This is a genomic window from Pseudomonas sp. GW822-FHT05A08, from assembly GCF_058800485.1.
Map to the genome: position 1 here is coordinate 3,136,823 of NZ_CM179511.1, position 19,967 is coordinate 3,156,789.

19 protein-coding genes and 1 pseudogene are annotated in these 19,967 nt (G+C 55.1%); 13 read left to right on the forward strand and 7 right to left on the reverse strand.

Translation table 11 applies throughout. The annotated features are described in order from the left end of the window. Window positions 1–4 precede the first annotated feature (4 nt). The 4 genes from AC3RCP_RS14150 to AC3RCP_RS14165 all read left to right on the forward strand — a co-directional run bounded on the left by AC3RCP_RS14150 (window position 5) and on the right by AC3RCP_RS14165 (window position 1,136). Entirely contained in the window at window positions 5–259 is a 255-nt protein-coding gene (locus AC3RCP_RS14150) for a pyocin S6 family toxin immunity protein (RefSeq protein ID WP_492570083.1), read from the forward strand. Between the two features lie 68 nt (window positions 260–327). Further along, entirely contained in the window at window positions 328–567 is a 240-nt protein-coding gene (locus AC3RCP_RS14155) for a pyocin S6 family toxin immunity protein (protein ID WP_492570085.1), read from the forward strand. Window positions 568–627: 60 nt separating this feature from the next. After that, window positions 628–906, forward strand: a complete 279-nt coding sequence (locus AC3RCP_RS14160; protein WP_492570087.1) for a pyocin S6 family toxin immunity protein — start codon at window positions 628–630, stop codon at window positions 904–906. Then, window positions 903–1,136: a DUF7683 domain-containing protein gene (locus AC3RCP_RS14165; RefSeq protein WP_492570089.1), complete on the forward strand. Its 234-nt coding sequence runs from the start codon at window positions 903–905 to the stop codon at window positions 1,134–1,136. Before AC3RCP_RS14160 ends, AC3RCP_RS14165 begins: the two co-directional genes overlap by 4 nt. Here the strand turns inward: AC3RCP_RS14165 and AC3RCP_RS14170 are convergent. Continuing rightward, window positions 1,056–1,346: a DUF3077 domain-containing protein gene (locus tag AC3RCP_RS14170; RefSeq protein WP_492570090.1), complete on the reverse strand. Its 291-nt coding sequence runs from the start codon at window positions 1,344–1,346 to the stop codon at window positions 1,056–1,058. The two genes, AC3RCP_RS14165 and AC3RCP_RS14170, sit on opposite strands and share 81 nt — an antisense overlap. A gap of 642 nt (window positions 1,347–1,988) precedes the next feature. Then, window positions 1,989–3,452 carry a PAAR domain-containing protein gene (locus AC3RCP_RS14175; RefSeq protein WP_492570092.1) on the reverse strand — a complete coding sequence of 488 codons (1,464 nt, stop codon included), beginning with the start codon at window positions 3,450–3,452 and terminating at the stop codon, window positions 1,989–1,991. A gap of 254 nt (window positions 3,453–3,706) precedes the next feature. Between AC3RCP_RS14175 and AC3RCP_RS14180 the strand changes: the two genes are divergently transcribed. The 4 genes from AC3RCP_RS14180 (at window position 3,707) to AC3RCP_RS14195 (ending at window position 6,791) form a co-directional block, all read left to right on the forward strand. Further along, the gene (locus tag AC3RCP_RS14180; RefSeq protein ID WP_492570474.1) at window positions 3,707–3,937 is read left to right on the forward strand and encodes a DUF3077 domain-containing protein; all 231 of its coding nucleotides are present in this window, start codon (window positions 3,707–3,709) and stop codon (window positions 3,935–3,937) included. Between the two features lie 401 nt (window positions 3,938–4,338). Further along, window positions 4,339–5,166 (forward strand): formyl transferase, encoded by an 828-nt coding sequence (locus AC3RCP_RS14185; RefSeq protein WP_492570094.1) that lies wholly within the window; start codon window positions 4,339–4,341, stop codon window positions 5,164–5,166. Window positions 5,167–5,687: 521 nt separating this feature from the next. Beyond that, window positions 5,688–5,966 (forward strand): DUF3077 domain-containing protein, encoded by a 279-nt coding sequence (locus AC3RCP_RS14190; RefSeq protein ID WP_492570096.1) that lies wholly within the window; start codon window positions 5,688–5,690, stop codon window positions 5,964–5,966. A 204-nt stretch (window positions 5,967–6,170) separates the two neighbouring features. Further along, window positions 6,171–6,791, forward strand: coding sequence for a dihydrofolate reductase family protein (locus tag AC3RCP_RS14195; RefSeq protein WP_492570097.1), 621 nt, complete (start codon window positions 6,171–6,173; stop codon window positions 6,789–6,791). Between the two features lie 198 nt (window positions 6,792–6,989). Here the strand turns inward: AC3RCP_RS14195 and AC3RCP_RS14200 are convergent, their stop codons facing one another. The 3 genes and pseudogenes from AC3RCP_RS14200 to AC3RCP_RS14210 form a co-directional block, all read right to left on the reverse strand. Then, a complete protein-coding gene (locus AC3RCP_RS14200) occupies window positions 6,990–8,018 on the reverse strand; it encodes a hypothetical protein (RefSeq protein ID WP_492570099.1) in 1,029 nt (342 codons plus the stop codon). A 4-nt stretch (window positions 8,019–8,022) separates the two neighbouring features. Further along, window positions 8,023–9,801 (reverse strand): AAA family ATPase, encoded by a 1,779-nt coding sequence (locus AC3RCP_RS14205; RefSeq protein ID WP_492570475.1) that lies wholly within the window; start codon window positions 9,799–9,801, stop codon window positions 8,023–8,025. 6 nt (window positions 9,802–9,807) lie between these two features. Further along, window positions 9,808–9,933 (reverse strand): annotated as a pseudogene (locus AC3RCP_RS14210) (AAA family ATPase); the annotation flags it as partial. Here AC3RCP_RS14210 and AC3RCP_RS14215 point away from each other — a divergent pair. Then, a complete protein-coding gene (locus AC3RCP_RS14215) occupies window positions 9,887–10,288 on the forward strand; it encodes a hypothetical protein (protein ID WP_492570481.1) in 402 nt (133 codons plus the stop codon). The pseudogene AC3RCP_RS14210 and the gene AC3RCP_RS14215 sit on opposite strands and share 47 nt — an antisense overlap. A gap of 19 nt (window positions 10,289–10,307) precedes the next feature. Here the strand turns inward: AC3RCP_RS14215 and AC3RCP_RS14220 are convergent, their stop codons facing one another. Beyond that, the gene (locus AC3RCP_RS14220) at window positions 10,308–11,858 is read right to left on the reverse strand and encodes a TIGR04141 family sporadically distributed protein (protein WP_492570101.1); all 1,551 of its coding nucleotides are present in this window, start codon (window positions 11,856–11,858) and stop codon (window positions 10,308–10,310) included. A gap of 469 nt (window positions 11,859–12,327) precedes the next feature. On the opposite strand from AC3RCP_RS14220, the gene AC3RCP_RS14225 reads away from it, so the two are divergent. Next, entirely contained in the window at window positions 12,328–12,813 is a 486-nt protein-coding gene (locus tag AC3RCP_RS14225; protein ID WP_492570103.1) for a hypothetical protein, read from the forward strand. A 47-nt stretch (window positions 12,814–12,860) separates the two neighbouring features. Here AC3RCP_RS14225 and AC3RCP_RS14230 read toward each other — a convergent pair whose 3' ends face one another. Next, window positions 12,861–13,361 (reverse strand): DUF3916 domain-containing protein, encoded by a 501-nt coding sequence (locus AC3RCP_RS14230; protein ID WP_028682184.1) that lies wholly within the window; start codon window positions 13,359–13,361, stop codon window positions 12,861–12,863. A gap of 699 nt (window positions 13,362–14,060) precedes the next feature. Between AC3RCP_RS14230 and AC3RCP_RS14235 the strand changes: the two genes are divergently transcribed. The 3 genes from AC3RCP_RS14235 to AC3RCP_RS14245 all read left to right on the forward strand — a co-directional run bounded on the left by AC3RCP_RS14235 (window position 14,061) and on the right by AC3RCP_RS14245 (window position 19,966). Further along, complete coding sequence (locus tag AC3RCP_RS14235) at window positions 14,061–16,652, forward strand: EAL domain-containing protein (RefSeq protein WP_492570105.1); 2,592 nt, start codon at window positions 14,061–14,063, stop codon at window positions 16,650–16,652. A 435-nt stretch (window positions 16,653–17,087) separates the two neighbouring features. Next, a complete protein-coding gene (locus AC3RCP_RS14240) occupies window positions 17,088–18,677 on the forward strand; it encodes an amino acid permease (RefSeq protein WP_492570106.1) in 1,590 nt (529 codons plus the stop codon). Beyond that, window positions 18,677–19,966: an NAD(P)/FAD-dependent oxidoreductase gene (locus AC3RCP_RS14245; protein ID WP_492570108.1), complete on the forward strand. Its 1,290-nt coding sequence runs from the start codon at window positions 18,677–18,679 to the stop codon at window positions 19,964–19,966. Before AC3RCP_RS14240 ends, AC3RCP_RS14245 begins: the two co-directional genes overlap by 1 nt. Window position 19,967: the final 1 nt, after the last annotated feature.

Here is a 19,967-nt window from a genome sequence, read left to right on the forward strand (position 1 = left end):
TTTTATGTACCTATGCATCACTGGCTTTCTACCTGATGAAGCTAACGACAGTTCATTGCAGTACGAGTTGGACGTCTCGTCTGAGTTTGAACTGGCCGTAATGGAAATATTGGGCTGGCGGAGCTTGGCAACTGAAGCCGATGGTGAGCTACTGCTCACCAAGGAGCAGGTCAGGCAGATAGCAACGGCCATCAACGAAGTCTTACCTGACGACCTTGATATGTTTATTGGTGTTGAGGCATCAATGTTGAGGCGATAGCTCAGGAACGTTTTATGAGTAGGGCGCTCTGCGCAGGGAAGAACCACACTCAAATGAAGAGGAGTTTTATGTACTTGCGCATCACAGGCTTTCTACCTGACGAAGCTAACGACGACTCATTGCAGTACAAGCTGAAAGTCTCATCTGAATGTGAGCAGACCGTAATGGAAATATTGGGTTGGCAGAGCTTGGCGGCCGAAGCCGATGGCGAGTTGCCGCTCACCAAGGAGCAGGTCAGACAGATAGCCGCAGCCATCAAAGAGTCTTTACCCGATCACCTCGATTCTTTTATTGGTGTCATTGCGTAGCGCCGATGCTGGGGCGATGCCTGGCAGAACACCGGTCAATATGAAATTGGGATATCGCCTATGTACCTCTGTCTTACTGGCTTTTTATCTGGGGACGATGACGACGATTTGTTGAAGTACCAGTTGAAAGTCTCACCTGAATTTGAGCAGCAGATTGTATTCTTGCTGGGCCATAAAAGCCTCAACGCAATGGCAAGAGGGGAGTGGTTGTTGACGGCGGAGCAGGCTCGGCAGGTCGCTGTTTTGATCAATGAATCCATTCCGGATGATCTTGATATTTTTATTGGGGTTGAGGCTTCGGGGGAGGGCATGGTTAAAGCCCGCGAGGTCGAACCGTGAGATATGCCGTTGAAGCTTTCGATAAAGAAACCGAATTTTTAGCTTTTGAGATAGACCTCCCGCACAGGTGCGATGCTCATCTGGCTGAGATTATGGAGTGGTCGTCTCCTCAGCGAGGTGACGAGGGTTACACCCTCAGTTGTGGCCAGTTATCTGCCATTGAGAAACTCGTCGGTAGGGCGTTTTACGATCCAGGCTACATCTTCCAACTCACTTGCAACCTGAGTTGAGTGCTGAGGCGTTTGTGTTTCCAGTTGCGACCAGTGCAGTACAAGCTGAAAGTCCCATCTGAATTTGAACAGGCCGTAATGGAAATATAGAGCTGGAGGAGCTTGGTGCAGAGGCACGTCGGCGTTGACGCGGAACAGGGTTTGCTCGCCGTCGCCGCAAGGGCTGAAGGTGACGAAACCGAGGGTTTTGACCGGGGTGGAGGTGCTCATAGCGCACCTCCGTTTGCTCTTGGGAAGCAGACGTAATTGAGCAGGAAAAGGAGATTAGAAAAACCGCAACCTGCGGACGACTTGTCGGCGCACATGATTGAACTCCATATCGTTGCGCCTGTATCAAAACGGGTTACCAAGCCCGATCACTGCGTTTGCAGCGACGATCAAAGGCTAGCTCTGGGCTCGATACGGGGCAACGACAAAGGCGTCGCAGATTATTTCCGAAATCAGCTCCTTAAAGACTACCTTTTGCATAATGCCAAGTTACTATCACTGCTCCGCCGACCAATAACCCGCTCACTAATAGAATAATGCTCAAGATATGCAACAAGATCAGCTTTCGCTTCAGAGCAAATGGGAAATTATCTAAGTCAGACTTGCTAACTCCACCGTATTTAAGATAGATCCCGGGAAATGTCACGATTCCCGCAATTGAGGCCATGAGCATAATTCGCCCCCATGGCCCGCCATACATGAGGAACTTCCTTTGCTGTATGGCGTAACAGCCCTCAAGGCAAGCTAAAACTTCTCCCATGCGCGTATATCCGAGATACAAAAAAACACCCATCAGAATAAATATGGCAGCGAGTATCCCGACAAACGAAAATGCCAATACGACTGACACCATACTAAGCAGACTCAATTATTAACCTCATAGATTATATCCCCCACCACTTCGCCCGCTTTCTCTCCCACCTTCCCTGCAGCATAAGAGGTTATGCCTGCAACGACTAATCCGCATACAAGGCTACCTGTTCCTGCAGTTGGCACTCCGACGGCGACACAAATTGCTGTAGCTCCGCTGCTGCTCAATATCGCTCCGGCTAGCATTCCAAGACCAACACCACCTGCAAAGCTTCCGGTCTCTGTAAACCTCACTTTTTCACAGGCCTCTTTATTCCCCGCAGAACAAACATCCTGAACCTTCACATAAGACGCGCCACCGCCCAAAGCCGTGCCAATCCAGCCACCATACTTGAGCACCTTGGAAGCCTTCGACACGCCCTCGATATGCGTCGCATACCCCGGTATCTGCCCCACTGCTCCCGCTTTGGTCCAATGATGGACCAGGCTGCGGCTGGAAATCCCCAGTGCGGTTTTCAGGTCCGGGTGGTCGGGAAAGGCGATGCTCATTTTCGTGATGGCGGTGAGGTTTGCGTCCAGCCGGGCGAGCAGTGCCCGCCGTTCGGCGAAGAACTGGACGCTGCGTAGATGCCCATCCCGCAGGAAGTAGGTTTGGTGGAGGGATTCGATGGCCTGCAAGGTTCTTTTAATACCGTCCAGATGATTGCCGGCGGCAGCGGTCGCGACCCCAAGGTTGGTTGAGCCATAAGACAGAACGGACTCGATCTGCTGCCGGTACTGGACCATAAAGGCCGCCTCCTCGGCCGTGAGGGTGTCCAACGCGGCGCTGACCTTTTGCGCTGCGTCCATCAGCAGTGCTTCTTCACGGCTGCACTGATGGTTTTCAGGATGGCTGAGGACCACCATGTGGCCGGGTTTGGCGGTGTCCGTCAGTTGGGGGTTGAGCCGACGAAATTTCTCCAGGAGGGCCGCGTCGGGCCGACCGAAAAGCACCACTTCGAGGGCTGCACGGCTCATCGGGGACTGAACGATATAAAAGCCCGGCTCTACGCCTTGTTGCGACAACCGGGCGGGCGCTGACAGCGCCGTTTCGCTGATGGGCGCCAGCCCCTTCACCTGATCGCGCGGCAGCGAATCTGCGAATTGGTTTTGCGAATATCCCCGCCTGATCGCTTCGGCCCATTGATGGGTATTCGCCACAACTTGCGGCACCAAGGCGACGGGAACAGGAACCGCTGGCTGATTATCCGAGAGGACAGAAGATTGAGTGGCGACAAGACGGTTAGAACCTACAGGGCAGCCACACTGAACGGCGCACCCTTCCACCGCGATAGCCTGTTGGTTATCCAGCCATGTGTTATGGCCCTCCGCGATATACCCCACCGACTGGCACACCGGGCACCACACTGGGTCGGTGATGCGTGCAACTTTGCGGTACTCAACGATGGTCGTTGATGAACCTGCGATAACCTTTCCACCGGTCGTGGTCGGGTCTCCTTCCCTGATGACATAGGCCATGAGTACATCCTGAGTGTCTGAAAAATTCAGGCACCGACCCTATCAATGCAGAAAAGTCGTAAATATCAGAGCTTTCCCAAACCTCCGTACTAAAAGTCCTTATGCACCGCAGGGGGCGAATAAGAACGATCAGAACCTCCTGTTTCGCTCTTCAACGGGTCAGCAAGGGACACGGATGATGGGTGGAGCTACGCCACCACACCAATAAACATATCGAGGTCGTCTGGTAAGACTTCGTTGATGGCCGTTGCTATCTGCCTGACCTACGCCTTGGTCAGCGGCAACTCGCTATCGGCTTCGGCCACCAAGCCCTGGAACACGCTTCGACCCTGCTGTACTACGCCAAGAAACTCGCCCTGGATGCGGCGATGGAAGAGCAGGGCGAGCGTTACGCCTGGGCCGCGCACTTTCTGGCGGAGATGGGCAAGGCGGTGATCGATGATGTGGGGTTGGGGCTGAGGGAAGAGGAGGTGTTGCAGGTTTAACAGGTAGGGAGATGTCGGGTAGGGCGCCGTTTCTGGGTGGCAGGGAAACGGCGTTTTTTAGGGCGGTCACCCCGGCACCACACTGTCGATTTCCCAAAGTCTGGTTCGACTATCTTTCAGGGAATGAAGCCGATGGATCGCAATGATCGTCGGCGTTCCCTTCGGCCGGGCCATCCAGGACCTGTTCTCGCAGTTGCTGCTGGGGCACCGAATCGGTCGGGAGCTGCCCGGGGACGTAGCGACGACAAAAGAGCAACTATGCTAGGCCTGATGCCGAAATTGATTGAGCAGATCGGGCTTTGCGTCCTTGCGTCGTGGAAAAGCAATGGGAATGGGATCGATCCGCTTGGGTTTAATTGACCGTCGCTGCCTCTCAAGGTTGGTCTGTTGGAGGTCTGAAGTTGCGTATCGCTTTTTTGGTGAACCGAGATGTGGAGAGCAACCTCACTCTCAACTTCCTGTTGCCCGAGATTCACGAGAGCACAGTGGGGATATTCCTCTCGGAGAGAGTGGGAACGGGCAGGCAGGTACCCCGCATGCTCGGGCAACTCGCATTGATCGAGCAGGACCTCTTCAATGCCTTGGCTCCGGGGTTGAGCGGATCGAGCGACCAGGTCGGCAGCGGGCATCGATTCGGTTTTGCAGAACTGCAGCAACGCTTTGGGGTACCTGTGCGGGTATTGCCCAGCTTGCGGGATCCGGCGGGCCTGCAAATGCTGCAGGAGGCGGGAGCGGATCTGTTTGTCTCAATCCGCTTTGGTCAAATCCTCTCCCATGAAGCGTTGGTCATTCCGTCACGCGGCGTCCTCAACCTTCACTCTGGCCTCTTGCCTCACTATCGAGGCGTTCTCGCGACGTTCCGGGCGCTGCTCAATGGTGACCCGGAGATCGGCTGTACGCTCCATTGGATCGACAGTCCCGGCATAGATGTGGGGCGCATCATTGAGACGGCGCGGGTGGCGGTCGAAAAGGAGCGCTCCTTGCTGTGGCACATCCTTTCCCTTTATCAACCAGGCGCGGGCCTCATCCTGGACGCAATCAGACGCCTGGAGCGCGGCGAGTCCATGACGGGGGCGCCTCAGGATCCATCTGCAGGGGCCTACTACTCCTTTCCCAGCGAAGATGACCTGATCCGCTTCACCACACTGGGGTGGCGGCTCTTCGATCGCGAGGACGTCTGGGATCTTTTCGAGTCGTACGGATTTCCGTTGCGCACGCGCACGCTTTGAGCGGCGCCAGGCTTCCAGATGTATCGTGCGGTTTGCCTCCAACATCCGGTCACGAGAGGCACGCCAGAGCGGTGCTCCCCATGCCATGACCGGTGGAAGGAAGAGGTTCACCGGGCTGGAGAGGCATTGATCTGGCGTTTTTCCAGCGTTGAACCTGACAGTCTCGCGTGAACGGCTGCATGACTGTGTTTCCAGTTGCGACCATGACCGGATAGGCCGGCTCCTCGATACCCCGCGCAGAGCGCAGCCCGCCCTGAGTGACCGCATTCCAGATATTTCCAAGACGCTGGGGTTAGACATAAACTGCCACGCCTTTGTCGTTGCCCTGTATAGAGCTCGAGACTAGCCTTTGATCGTCGCTGCAAACGCAGTGATCGGGTTTGGTCGCCCGACTTTGATACAGGCGCAACGATATGGAGTTCAATCATGCGCGCTGGCAAAACACTTGCAGATCGCTGTTTTTCTAATCTCCTTTCCCTGCCCAATTACTCCCGCTTTCCAAGAGGAAAGGGAGGTAGGCTATGAGCACCTCCACCCCGGTCAAAACCCTCGGCTTCGTCACCTTCGGCCCTTGCGGCGATGCCGAGCAAACCCTGTTCCGCGTCAACGCCGACGTGCCTCTGCACCAAGCCCTGGAGCATGCGTCGACCCTGCTGTACTACGCCAAAAAACTCGCCCTCGATGCCGCCATGGAAGAGCAGGGCGAACGTTACGCCTGGGCCGCGCACTTTCTGGCGGAGATGGGTAAAGCGGTGATCGACGATGTGGGGTTGGGGCTAAGAGAGGAGGAGGGGTTGTAGGTTTAACAGGTAGGGGATGTTGGGGCGGGCGCCGTTTCTTATTGGCAGGGAAACGGCGTTTTTTATGGCGGTCACCCCGGCACCGCACTGTCGATTTCCCGGAGTCTGGTTCGACTATCTTTCAGGGAACGAAGCCGATGGGTCGCAATGACCGTCGACGTTCCCTGCCTGAGCACTTTTACGCAGACGAACCAGGAGAAGACCATGCGCAAGCTTATCGTTGCCGCTTTCATGAGTCTGGATAACGTCATTCAAGCACCCGGCGGGCCCGAAGAAGATGCTAGCGGCGAATTCCGCTTCGGTGGCTGGATAGTGCCCTACGCCGATGAGGCCTTCGGCCGGGCCATACAGGACCTGTTCTCCCAGCCGTTCGACTTGCTGCTGGGGCGCCGCACCTACGACATATTCGCGGGCTATTGGCCGCACATACAGGCCGGCTCAAACAACAGCGCCATCGCCGACCTGTTCAACCGCGTGCCCAAGCACGTGGCCACCCACCGCCCCGATACGCTTGATTGGCACAACAGCCATGCGCTGCAAGGAAACCTTGCCGACGCCATACATACCCTCAAGCAGCAGGACGGTGCCCACCTGTTGACCCAGGGCAGCGGCGATCTGGTGCGCCAACTGCTTGCCGCTGGGTTGGTGGATGAGCTTCGGCTGATGATCCATCCCATTGTGTTGGGACGTGGCAAGCGGTTGTTCGACGACCATGCACAAGCTTCGGCTTTCACTTTGGTGAACTCAACGAGTACTCCTGGTGGGGTGTTGATTGCCCACTACATTCGCAGTGGCGAGGTACAAACAGGAACCTTTGCAGAGTAGGAAAGGCCGTGGCGGCGTTGGAACCCTGCGCCTCTCCTGGAGTGTGAGGGCGTTGGCCTTGTGGCAAAAGCGGGGGCGGTTGTGAATGACCGTTAACGGCCAAAAGCGGACGTTCCTGAGCACCAACTTTGGCCAGGAACGGTATCCAACGATTTCGCTAAAAAGTTAACTATTAAAGAAGAATTTATAATTACAAAATCACGGCTTCATTATTTCGAGCTCAAATTTATTTCCAACATTGGCAAATATAATAACTCCAGAAGCTGCCTGCCAGAACATCAAGCGCAATCCACGACCGCCTTTTGTTACATGTGTACGATAGGCGGTAAGTTTGCCATGCATTCTGGGTTCGTCAGAGTCTTTAATTTTGGTAAAGATATCTAAACTTGACTTCGGGTTTCCAGACAGCAGATGAACAATTGTATCAAAAAGCACTGAACCAAACCTCATCCCAGGGGCGCATTCATTTTCCACCAAGGACTGATAAAAAGATGAACCTATGTCAAAGTCCATCCATGGCTTTGAATTCAACATTCCACCACTAATAGATTCTAGATTGAGAGCGCCAACATAAAAAGCTTGCTTCAGATTGCTCTCATTAGAATTGGAAAAAAGCAATAAGCCATCTTTTTCAGATAAAAATTTCTTGTAACTGTGGAAGATCCTTGCATCTGCTTGAACGTTTAGTGGTAGGTCATATCCAATGTCAGGATAAATATCTGATGCAATACCTTGGAATGAAACTTTTTGGAAGGCATTAATATTTCTGTGGCAATAATATAAAGTAGAATAGCTTTGGTTTTCTAAAGCATTAGATATTGAGATGTTTTCATATAGCGCAGTCATCTCGCAAGCCCTGTGCTCTAACAAATTTACAAAGACAGGCGACAAACTCTTTTCCTGCCATTCCACGTCGAGTGTGGACGCGATATTCGATGCGCAGCGACCTCGTTGAACTATACGATTCACTATGTGCACGATGTCGTGCGCGCAATAAGGAAAATCCTTGGGAAGTTTTGATAAGCGTTCCTGAAAGAGATCAGTACTCGGATATAGCCCCGCTTCAATCATCCGATTGAGTGTATCCTCTTCGATCATAGGGGCTTCGAGGTCCGCGGCTATATGCTCAGATAGCATTTCTAACTCAGAGGAAAGGCGAAGCATATCTGCATCACTACCGAATGCAGGGGAGAGCAAATATTCATACTTGATAATTGCCTGCATCATGCTATTACCCTCCCATTTTTTTCTTGCGAGCAGCAGCCATCATTATCGTTTCAATTTCACGATCAGTTTGATCAAAAAAGTCTTTCGGCCATTTAGATATTGACCCGTAGTCATTGATGTCTATGCTTTCGAAATGTGATATGCCTCGTTCTTTACCAATGAAATACACCGACGTAGTTTTATTAATTTCGGGCCCTTCAGACTGAGCAATTCGCAACCTCAAGCGATTGATCATATATTCGCTATGAGTCTCGATAATACATTGACGGCCAGCGGCGGCCATTGTAATAAAAAGATCGCATAATCTTGACTGGACTTTTGGGTGCAAGTGCAACTCGGGCTGCTCAAAAATCAAAATATCGTCTGGTGAAGAAAGCAGAAACATAAGCACTATAGGGAGCACCTGACTCACACCAACCCCGACGTGAGTTAAATCTTGCCACTTCTCACCATCTGCTACTGTTACATAAAGTTCATACCCTTGCTTCCCTTTGTCACGAGTGTGAAATCTCTCTACCACTCCTAAATAAGACAACCAGTCTTGACACGCATCTTTTAATAGGCACACATTTTTGACATAAGAGAAGCCGTGAATCCCTTCTTGGACGGGCGACAAGTAAGATATTGTACGATTTCTGTTGATATGTAGAGCGGCAGCAGTATATTCACCCTTCAAGCCCACGCTGCTGGGTTCGTCATATCCTAAAGATGCATATACCGATTGAGGCTCATTCCTTAATGGCCCTAGGTATTTAACATTGCGGGTAAAGTATTGAGTTAGAACGTCCGTCGCTTCTGAGAAGATTCTCGAATTGTAAGTAGTTCTTCGAGTGTCAGTTTCCGAACCAAGTCGCCATGCCTCTTGCAAATCCACTCGATACTTGTCTATCAGTGTTATTAGACTTTTCTTTACTTGGTCGTCTAAGGCGTTAATAAAAAGCTTCCAGTCACGCATTCTAATAAGACTAAAATCTCGAAATGCCGCGCTGATCAAATCGCTATCTAGCGAAAAATTAGCGTTAACCATCACGCTTTTGACTTCATTCTCCGACAGCTTCCGCAGACTGCTATCTTTTCTTACAAGCTCCATAATCTCTAGTGGAATTTCAATATGCGCCTTAAGATACTCGCGCTCGCGCTCAATTACGCTTTCGAGACAAGTAAAGAAACAGTTTGGCAAAAGTATGTCGCCATCATCCCCCTCCATGTCGGGGAGCCTTTTCCTTTTGTCCCCGTCACTTGTTAGGAGCCCAATGACATAATGACTTAGTTTTTGGGTGTAATCGTACTCTATAATAAAGCTTGTAGGCATAATTCCAGACTTGGAAGCACCAATTACTTTGAATCCTGGATACTCTTTATTTAATCTTTCAGCGCGAGAAGTAATAAAAGCTTCTACGACATGATAAGGAAAATACCCTTTCGCGCTTATTAGGTCTTCTTCCATTGGCTGGCGAATTGATACTAAATCTACGGCTTTTTGTCCCAGTTGATTTTCACTAACGATCTCATATGAGGCTCGTATGATCGCAGGATGGTAGTCATCCTCTGGGCTGCTACGCCTTTCACGCTTTCCGAAAGAAATCTCACAGTTTATTTCTTTAATTCTTATATCGTCAACGCCATAATTCCTTTCAAGTGGCATTCTAAACTTTATGCATACTTCGTCTTCGTCCGCTGCTGTATGGCTTCGAATATCCTGATAGGAACCTAGGCGACACAAATGACCATTGAGGACAACATTGTTGTCAAGAAGCCTATTTGAAAACGACTGGGCGAGCATTAATATCGACTGTATCAATGAGCTCTTCCCACTACTATTAGATCCGCATAGCAATGAAAAGTTGTTTAAATGAATTGGATCTTCCATGTTTATGGATTTGAAATTCTGCAGTTGCAGTTCTGATATCATCATGACCTCAGATAAATTAAAGGCTACCACTGGCGTGATAGCAAACGGCCTTGATAGTAGCTTTTTATTTGAACGTTTGCCACGTAAGAAAGAAATGCTTGAAAAGACATTTTGGGGCGAGCATCCACTGCTTTCCAGCGAGTTTCATGTTGCTGAGCTTCCGGTTCTGGCCTTTCTCCAGCGGTTGGGAGAGGTAGCACCCAGAGCGGACACTCTTGGGAGAATGCTTTTCATTACAGAATTCCTTCTCGATGGCGTGGGAGATATGCTGAGTCCATATATGTGTGGCGTTGAGAATCGACGACCTTTCGGCCAAGGGAATTACTGCTCGCCCATTGAAATGGGCTGGCCGGTCTAATTGGCCACGGCCAAATAGGTCAATTACCGATTCTGCAAACCTCAACCTGATAACCCATAGCACCAAGCCGTTGTGCGAACTGCCGGAAGTTCACTTTCGAAAAAAATGGCATGTGTAACGTCTCGTTGGGTTGCATGATAGCGAACACGATTCTGTTACGCGGTTGCGTGGCAGGGTTGAAGGCGAACTGAAAATTACCTAACTCCGCCAGATGGGCGTTCACTTGAGTAACGACATCGGAGGTGTTGATCAGAGCTTCAGCAGATACATAGGCTTGGGAAAAGAGATGGCTCAGCACGCTCGAAGATGAATATTTCTTGACGTGGATGATGTGATAGTCCGGCGTGAGAAGGTCACAAAATTCGAAGGGACCACCAGCACCCGCCAACCTCACCAACTTTTGATCCAGCAGATAAAAATTTATGTTGTCTGCGATGCGTCTAAGGTAAGCGCCCTCGTGGTCGGTGCCGTACGGGGGAAAGACCAGGTTGCAGGGAACTGCAGCTTCAAAAAAGCGGTTCACTTGCTCGGTGTAATCGCGGTCAATCTGGTACCAATCACCCTCGCTGAGTAAATAGATTTTTCTTTCGTGTTCGATCTCCGCCTCAAGGCACGCATAGAGAGGCCACGCAGCAAGTCGTTGCTCATCTGTACCGTAAAGGTAGATACGTTCGGACGCTAGCGCCTGGCGAGTGACACCTCGCAGGAGGCGTTTGGCGAGTAGCGCCTGCCGCAGATCCAAATCGAATGTAATCGTCGGGCCGTTGCGAGATCGGGCGCTGTGTTTTACATAGCCGAAGCCGCTAATGTTGTTGCCAAGTAGCTCGGGTGACGCCGCGCGGACACGGTCGAACTGCTCCGTATTTATCGCATCCACTAGAAGACCATCCAGCTGCCCCATTAGAGTAGAGTCGCGTACTGGGACGATGAAGTCCATCCAAGGGTATTTTTCCTTGCAATGCTCGTCTTCGTACGCTGTCAGAAGCCGAAGCGCGATCTCTGGGAGGTCTTCGAGTTTTACATCGGAATGCAACGCCAATGAGTCAGAGCCGCTAACGTACTCGCCCTCGTCCTGGTCGTTCTCAACGATGCCAGTTAGCGATTTCAGAATCTCCGAGTCGAACTTAAAATCGAACTCCGATATCGACAGCAGCCTAGATGACTGCGCCTTTGAGCGCAGCGGTGTGCGATCAATATTGGACTTTTCGACGGACTTAATCAGTAGTGGATCAGTCAAGCTAAGCGCCGTGCGCAGTCCGAAATAACGTTCAACAGCCAGTTGATCGATTAGGTGCCTAGCGTGGCCAAAAGTGAAGCAAAAGACTCTGCTGTTGACTGTCAAGACGAGGAGGGCTTTGAGCGATCTGCCGGTAAGGTCCAGACCAGCCACTTCTGGGATGGCGCCGAACAGTTGCGTCCATTTCGGATGGGAGGGTTTTTTCTGATAGTAAAAGAGACACTCAACCTCGCCCAGTGAGAAAGCGATAGGTCGCAAGTTGACCTCATCGGAAAGTGCGTCTAGGGAGGTTCGCCCTTCTTTGAGCAGGAACACGTTGATAGTGATCTTCACGCGTCACTCCTTGACCTTTCACTTTGATGTTAAGTTGGCATCTACCTGTCTTTCCGTCAAGGCGCGCACGATGTAGTTGAAACGACCGGTAAAACTTCTCCCCTGCGAGTTTCTAGGATTATGAGCGATGCCTACCTGGCGCCATGCTTAGGTCATCACCAACCTAGATAGGTGCTCCCAAAATTTATAGCTAAGCAGCTACACCGCTTTCAGTAGCGATGCTTCGCATATGCTCGTCTATAACATCCGTTTTAAATCGGAAAAAGTATCTTGTGACAGGCTTGCTTCTGGCTGGAAGCTAACCTTTCGAGCGGCTGCTTATGGCCGAGAGCAGCCCTTAGAAAAGTTGCAGCCCTTGATCCATTTCTGCAGGTCAGATCTTGTGGATGTTGGGCGGACAGCTCTAAGGGACAGGTGTTCTCAGAGACGCCCGACAGGTAACCTGAGCCCCCCAACTGCGTAGACCGCAATGGACATCAATCTACTGAACGAATCCATGATCGGCCATTGGCGTATTCCCTCGGGTGTCTGGCAATGCGAGTTCCAGTTTGGGAGCCGGTTAATTTACGTCCAACATGACGATGATGAGCTACCCCATGCCAGGTTTATCGAAGCGCAACATGTGGTTAATGCCGCGTGGACTGATTTGCCCCAAGCCCTAAAGTTTGCCGAGCAGCACTGTAAAACGCAGAGGCCCGAGTTGATGCGGCTTTATGAGACTCATATGCCGTGGGAGTCTCCGTTGTATGTGTGCTCGATCCACTTCGATCTCGACTCACCTTACCCCGGCTATACCATTTCCAAGAACCCGGATTTTGATTGGGGTCGAACCCTGGTCGATGAAGACGACCTGTGTATGAGTCACAGCGTCTGCATGGCGTTGCATGAGCCAGGGGATGACTTTTGGATTTACATCAAACGCGTGGGCTTTCAGCAATTTGAGGCTGGCTATTAGCCTAGTGGTCAACTATCAACCCAGGGCCTGTTCCTGAACTTCGTTGATCAGGCACGCTCCCCAATACACCACCACTGAACTTCAACCTCATCATCGCTTTGAGTTACATCATGCCCATGCTCGATGAATGACTCGGGTATATCCAGGGCAAGCTTGTGGCTCAGGCTTATTGGAGCGAGCGAATTATGCTGCCCCAGAAAACTCAGGTAGTACTCACGGTCATAGAACACCGTTACTTCACTTTGGTGCAGCCAGGGCCATACCAGTAGGCAGGCGACGCGGTAGTAGCCCTGGCTGCGATCCGCAGCGCGGGAAAGATGGTTCGCTGCTTCGAGCAGTTGCTGAACGCAAAACGCCTGCAATTCGATACGTGCCTGCGGACCTTCAACGAGGGTATTGAGCACTGGAATTTTCCAGTGCGTGTAGCGCTGGCGTTCATCAATGTGAGGATAGAACTCACCGCTAAAGCCCGCGGCCCAGTACTCCAATGCGCGGAGACGGCGGGGGATGCCTCGGAGTTTTTTGTTACTGAGGAGTAATCTTCGCAAGGGATGTCCTTATGCTGTGCGGTGACACTGACGGTTTGGGTACTCATTGTAAGCTGCTAAACGATCGGCATTTTCGGGAGTTGATATTGGAAATATCCGCTCTTGAAAGCTGCCAGGCATGGGCTTTCATTTCTGACGGTTTGCGCAAATAGCCTGATGTTTTTCTGTGTGGCTCGACATCCTTTTTAGCGATCCCGGAAACGGTCCAACCACAATCCCTACTTCACCCATACCGAAAACACGAGCGGCAAAAAATCTTGAAATAGCTCGGCGAAATAACCCTATAAGCCGTCCGCCCCCTTTTCTGCATTCTGGCAGCAACCGTCGAGCGTCCATCAGTTGCAGTTCATCTGCTGTCCAGTGGTCTCATGAACAGGTCTGGCTCTTCGTGAAGCCCTGAAATCTGGCACATCGAACAACCCGGTGACTAAAGTGCCCTCCACAAGCGGACACTACGGATTGCATGGCCTTGGCGAGGGCCGGCGGGCTGACCGGCGTTCGCACGGTTTTCCATGGCCCTGTCACTTCGCGGCTATTCTCTAATCTCAGGTCGATGGCCTAAAAGATCCATGTCCACGCCTATGGCCTGATGTCCTGCTCGCCCGGGTAAAAACGTATTTCTCAGCCTTGCTGAGCCGTGTCGGGTGTTGCTTCGAGGACGGGCCCCTCCAGTTCGAGGGCGGTTAATGGCGCTTCACGGTGATCAGGGACGATGACAGTGAAGGCATGCATGCAGTGGCGGCCATGGATATGAGTGTCGGGTCAACGACCGGAGAAGAGGCGGCGGACTTTTTCGTGCAGACCCTGGAACAGGCCAACGATGCCGTGGTGATCATCGACGATCGCAACCAGGTGGTGTTCTTCAACGCGGCGGCCGAACGTTTCTGGGGCTGTCCACGGTGCGAGGTGCTGGGCAGCGACGTCAGCACGCTGGTGCCGATCCCCATCCGCTCGCGAAACGACGGCGAGACCGGGGTCAACAAGATCATCGGCACCAGCCGCGATGTCTGCATCACGCGCAAGGATGGCGAAGAGCGCTGGGGCGCGATGGCGATCTCGAAGATCACCCTGCAGGGGCGCATTTTGTATGCCGCCTTTTTCAAGGACGTGACCCAGACGCGGCTGAAGGATATCGAGCAGCGCTTGCTGTCGATGTCGGTCAATGCCAGCAGCTCGGCCACCTGCATCGTCGACGCCGACGGCCGGCTGATCTACATCAACGACGGGCTGGTGCGCTTGCTGGGGTATTCCCGCGAGGAATTGCTGGAGCGCTCGCCGCAGGTGTTCTTCGTCGCCGATACCCCGGGGCAGGCCCGGGCCGACGAGCTGCAACTGGAGAGCATCCTCAGTGGCCAGCCCCATGAAGCCTGCGGCCTGATCAGCAAGCGCAACGGCCAGCGGCTGTGGGTGCAGGTCTGCTCGGCGCCGGTGTTCGACGCCCGCGGGCGGATCGGCAACATCGTCATCGTGTTCACCGACATCACCCGTTCCAGGCTGCCCGAAGTGCTGCAGGACAAGGTCATCGGCGCCTTGTTGCAAGAGCAGCCCCTGGCACGCGTGTTGACGCTGCTGTGCCAGGAGATCGAGCGCCTGGCGCCGGAGGTCATCGTCTCGATCCTCGGCGTGGACCCGCAGGGGTTGCTGCACCCGTTGGCCAGTCCCGGCCTGCCGGCCGACTACTCCCAAGCCATGGAGGGGCTGCCGATCGGGCCCGCCGCCGGCTCCTGTGGCACCGCGGCCTTTCGTGGCGAGCCGGTGCTGGTCACCGATATCGACACCGATCCGCTGTGGGCCGATTACCGTTTGCTGGCGCAGCAGGCCGGGGTGCGGGCCTGTTGGTCGATCCCGCTGCGCAACAGCGCCGGCAGGGTGCGCGCGACCTTTGCCCTGTACTTTCGCGAGAGCCGCAAGCCCGATACCACCCATGCCCATCTGATCATGACCGGGACCCACCTGTGCATGCTGGCCCTGGAGCGCGAGGAGGCGCGCCAGTCGATCCGCCACATGGCCTTGTCCGATGCCCTGACCGGCTTGCCCAATCGCAGTTCCCTGCTGGCCGAGGCCAACCGCAGCATTGCCGAGGTGGCCCTGGAGCAGGGCGAACTGGCGGTGTTGTATGTCGACCTGGACCGCTTCAAACAGGTCAACGAGGCCCTGGGGCATGCCTCGGGCGACGAGCTGCTGCAGCTCATGGCGCAACGGCTGCGCAGCGTGCTGCGCGAGTCGGACATCGTCGGCCGGCTGTCGAGCGACGAGTTCGTGCTGGTGCTGCCCCGGATGAACGCCAGCCGGGTCACGACCTTTCTCGAACGCCTGATGCCGACCCTGGGCGCCCCGGCCGATATTGCCGGGACCGCCGTGGTGCCTTCGGCCAGTGTCGGCGTCAGCCTGTACCCCAGCGACGGCCAGGATATGGAAAGCCTGCTGCATTGCGCCGATATCGCCATGTACCAGGCCAAGCGTACCGAGCGCGGCGGTTTCAGGTTCTTCCTCGAGGAGATGGACCAGCTCGCCCAGCAGCGCCTGCAGCTGGAGACGGCGCTGCGTCAGGCCCTGACCAGCGACGGCCTGCATCTGGTCTATCAACCGCAGATCGACTTGCACAGCAACGGCCTGGTCGGGGTCGAGGCGCTGGCGCGCTGGGAGCATCCAAGCCTGGGCACTATCGCGCCCGGGCAATTCATCGCGCTGGCCGAGGAGTGCGGGTTGATCAACTACCTCAGCCAGTGGGTGCTGTGCGAAGCCTGCGAGCAACTGGCGCGCTGGCGTCGATCGGGAATCCGGGTGCCGTCCATCTCGGTCAACCTGTCGCCGATCAACTTCCACAACCTCAACCTGGCGGCTCTGATCGCCCGCCAGTTGCAGCGTTGCGGCCTGCAGCCGGCGGACCTGTGCGTGGAGGTCACGGAGGGCGTTTTCCTGTGCAGCAGCCCGACCACCGAACAGACCCTCCAGGACCTGCATACCCTGGGCGTGCGCCTGGCCATCGACAACTTTGGCGCGGGCTATTCCAGCCTGGGCTATCTGCGGCGCTTGCCGATCAACGAGCTGAAGCTGGACCAGAGCTTCGTCGAGGAGCTGGAGCACGACGCCTCCTGCCGCGCCTTGAGCGAGGCGGTCATCGGCATCGGCAAGGGCCTGTCCCTGCGGGTCATCGCCGAGGGCATCGAACACCCCGCGCAGCGCGACATCCTGCAGGCGCGGGGCTATGACGTGGGGCAGGGCCAGCTGTTTTCCTCGCCATTGCCGGCCCGGGCGTTCGGGCAGTGGTTTGTGGGCTGGCAGAGTTAGCCGGCCGGTCGATGGGGGGCAGCGCCGCCCTCCAGGCGGACGCGAAGTGGACCGCGACGGGCCTGTGCACGACCCTCTCTTTTCCTTCTTTCCAGGGCCGCTGCGGGCATTTCCCGGGGCCAGGCATGGGCGTGGGCATTCAAACACTCTGTTCTTTAAGTCAAGTTGTTAGCATGTAGGGATTTTCTGTTTTATGCCGTGGAAAACCAATTAAACCTGACGGTTTGTTAGATGTTTAGTTGTGGGTATTTAGTGTTTCTGCTTATTGGGTTTTGTAACTGTTGGCGTATTCCGTATGGGACTGATGTGATTCGGGAAAATCATTTGTCAGCGGTATTTTTGTGGGCTTTAGTGGGGAGGAAAAACACTCCAGGGACACTGCCATACCGCGTGAGTTAACTCATCGGTGGCTTAAATATAATAAAAAGGTGATCCATGACAGACTCCACAAAAGTGCCGGGTGCGTGCGACCTGACCGGCGATTTTCACAGCGAGAAAAGCGCCGGCGGACTGAAAAGAACCCTGACGCCCCGGCACCTGAGCATGATCGCCATTGGCGGCAGCATCGGTACCGGGCTGTTCGTCGCCTCGGGCTCGACCATTGCCCAGTCCGGGCCGGGCGGCGCGCTGCTGGCCTTTGTGGTCATCGGCGCCATGGTGTTCTTCCTGATGACCAGCCTCGGTGAACTGGCGTCCTGCATGCCGGTCACCGGTTCGTTCTCGACTTATGCCTCGAAGTATGTCGATGAAAGTTTCGGCTTCGCCCTGGGCTGGAACTACTGGTATGCCTGGGCGGTGACCATTGCGGTCGATCTGGTGGCCGCGCAGATCATCATGGCTTATTGGTTTCCGGAGGTGCCGGGGTATATCTGGAGTGCGGGTTTTCTATTGATCATCACCGCACTTAATATGGCCTCGGTGCGCTTGTTCGGTGAGTCCGAATATTGGTTTGCCCTGATTAAAGTCATCACTATCCTGCTATTTGTCACGGTGGGCATTCTGATGTTGTTCGGCATTCTCAGCGGCGGCGAAAATGCCGGCCCCAGGCTCTGGTCGATTGGCGATGCGCCGATTGTCGGCGGCCTGGGGGCCCTGGTCGGGGTGGCGATGATCGTGGGGTTTTCGTTCCAGGGCACCGAGTTCGTCGGCATCGCCGCCGGAGAGACCCGGGACCCCGGGAAAAACGTGCCGCGCGCGGTGCGGCAGATCTTCTGGCGGATCCTGCTGTTCTACGTGCTGACCATCCTGATCATCGGCCTGTTGATTCCTTACAACGACCCGAGCCTGTTGAGGAATGGGGTGTCCGATATCCGTGTCAGCCCCTTCACCCTGATCTTCGAACGGGCCGACATGCTCGGCGCGGCCGTGGTGATGAACGCGGTGATCCTGACCTCGGTGCTGTCCGCCGGGAACTCCGGCATGTACGCCTCCTCGCGGATGCTCTACAGCCTGGCCCTGGAGGGCAAGGCGCCGGCGATCTTCGCCCGTTTGAGCGCATCCGGCACCCCGCGGTGGGCGCTGCTGGCCACGGCCACGGTGGCGGCCTTGTGCTTCCTGACCTTCATCTTCAGCCCGGGGCAGATCTATAACTGGTTGCTCAACACCTCGGGCATGCTCGGCTTTATCGCCTGGCTGGGCATTGCGGTCAGCCACTATCGGTTTCGTCGCGGTTATGTGCGCCAGGGCCATGACCTGGGCAACTTGCCTTATGTGTCGCGGTTCTTTCCGTTCGGGCCGATTTTCGCCTTTGTCCTGTGCCTGTTCGTCACCCTGGGGCAGAACTATCAAGCCCTGCTCGGCGACTCGATCGATTGGGCCGGGCTGAGCGCCACCTATATTGGCCTGGTGCTGTTCCTGGCGATCTGGCTGGCGCACAAAGTCATCAGTGGTTCCAGGTTCGTTCGGTTCGATGACATGAGCTTTTCGATGATTCGCAACAAGTCCGAGACTTGCCCGCCGCTGGAATCGGCTATGAATGAGAATGCGGGTCTTCCTGTGCGAATGACCCAGGTCGGAGCCAAGTGATGAGTCAGGATTTTCTCGAAAGTTATTACCAGGCCACGGTTGAAAAGACCGCTTATCCGGCGCTCGGCGGCCGGGTGGAGACCCGGGTGTGCATTCTGGGCGGCGGGCTGGCCGGGCTTTCCACGGCGCTGGGTTTGGCCGAACGCGGGGTGACCGACGTGGTGGTGCTGGAGTCCCACACCGTGGGGCACGGCGCCTCGGGGCGCAACGGCGGTTTTGTATTCGGCGGCTACTGCCTGGGCAATGCCGAGCTGCTCAAGACCCTGGGCCGGGAGGAAGCGCGGCGGCTCTACCGGCTGACCATCGACGCGGTCGACCTGATCCGCCAGCGCGTCCGGCAATACGGTATCCAGTGCGACCTGACCGACAGGGGCGTGCTGCTGGCCAACTGGTTCAACGACCCGGCGCGCCTGGAAAAGCCTCGGCAACTGATGAAGGAGGTCTACGGCGTCGACTGGCAGTATGTGGCGCCAGGCGAGTTGCGCGAAAAGCTCAAGACCGAGCGCTATTTCGGCGCCTTGTTCGAGAGCAATGCCTTTCACTTCCACCCGCTCAAGTATGTCTATGGCGTGGCGGCGGCTGTGGCGGGGCATGGCATCGATATCCACGAACACTCCGCGGCCCTGGCGATCGAGCGGCAGGGCGGCAAGTACCTGGTCAGGACCGCGGGCGGCGAAGTCCTGGCCGAACAGGTGGTGTTCGCCGCGGGTGGTTACGCCCGTGGGCTGTACCGGCCGGTGGAGCGAGCGACGCTGCCGATTGCCACCTATGTGGTGGCGACCGAACCCCTGGGCGAGCGTTTGCAGGAAGCGATCAACTGCGAGTCGGCCATTTACGACACCCGCTTTGCCTTCGACTATTACCGCCCGCTGGCGGACAGCCGGATCCTCTGGGGTGGGCGTATTTCCATCCTCAATCGGGGCCCGCAGGCGATCGCCGGCTTGCTCAAAGCCGACCTGATCACGGTCTACCCGCAACTGGCCGACGTCGAGATCGAGTATTCCTGGGGCGGGCTGATGAGCTACGGCCGCCAGCAGATGGCGCAGATCGGCCGGGACGATAACGGCGTGTGGCATGCCGTGGGGTTTGGCGGTCACGGCATGGCGCCGACCACGGTGGCGGGGGAAGTGCTGGCGGATGCCATCGCCAAGGCCATTCCGATTCCCCAGGGCTTTGGCCAGTTCGGCCTGGTGCCCACCTTCGGCCTGGCCGGTCTGGTCGCGGCGCAGGCGACCTATACCGCCTATCAGGCCCTGGATGCCTACGATGCCCACCGCTTGAACAAATGAC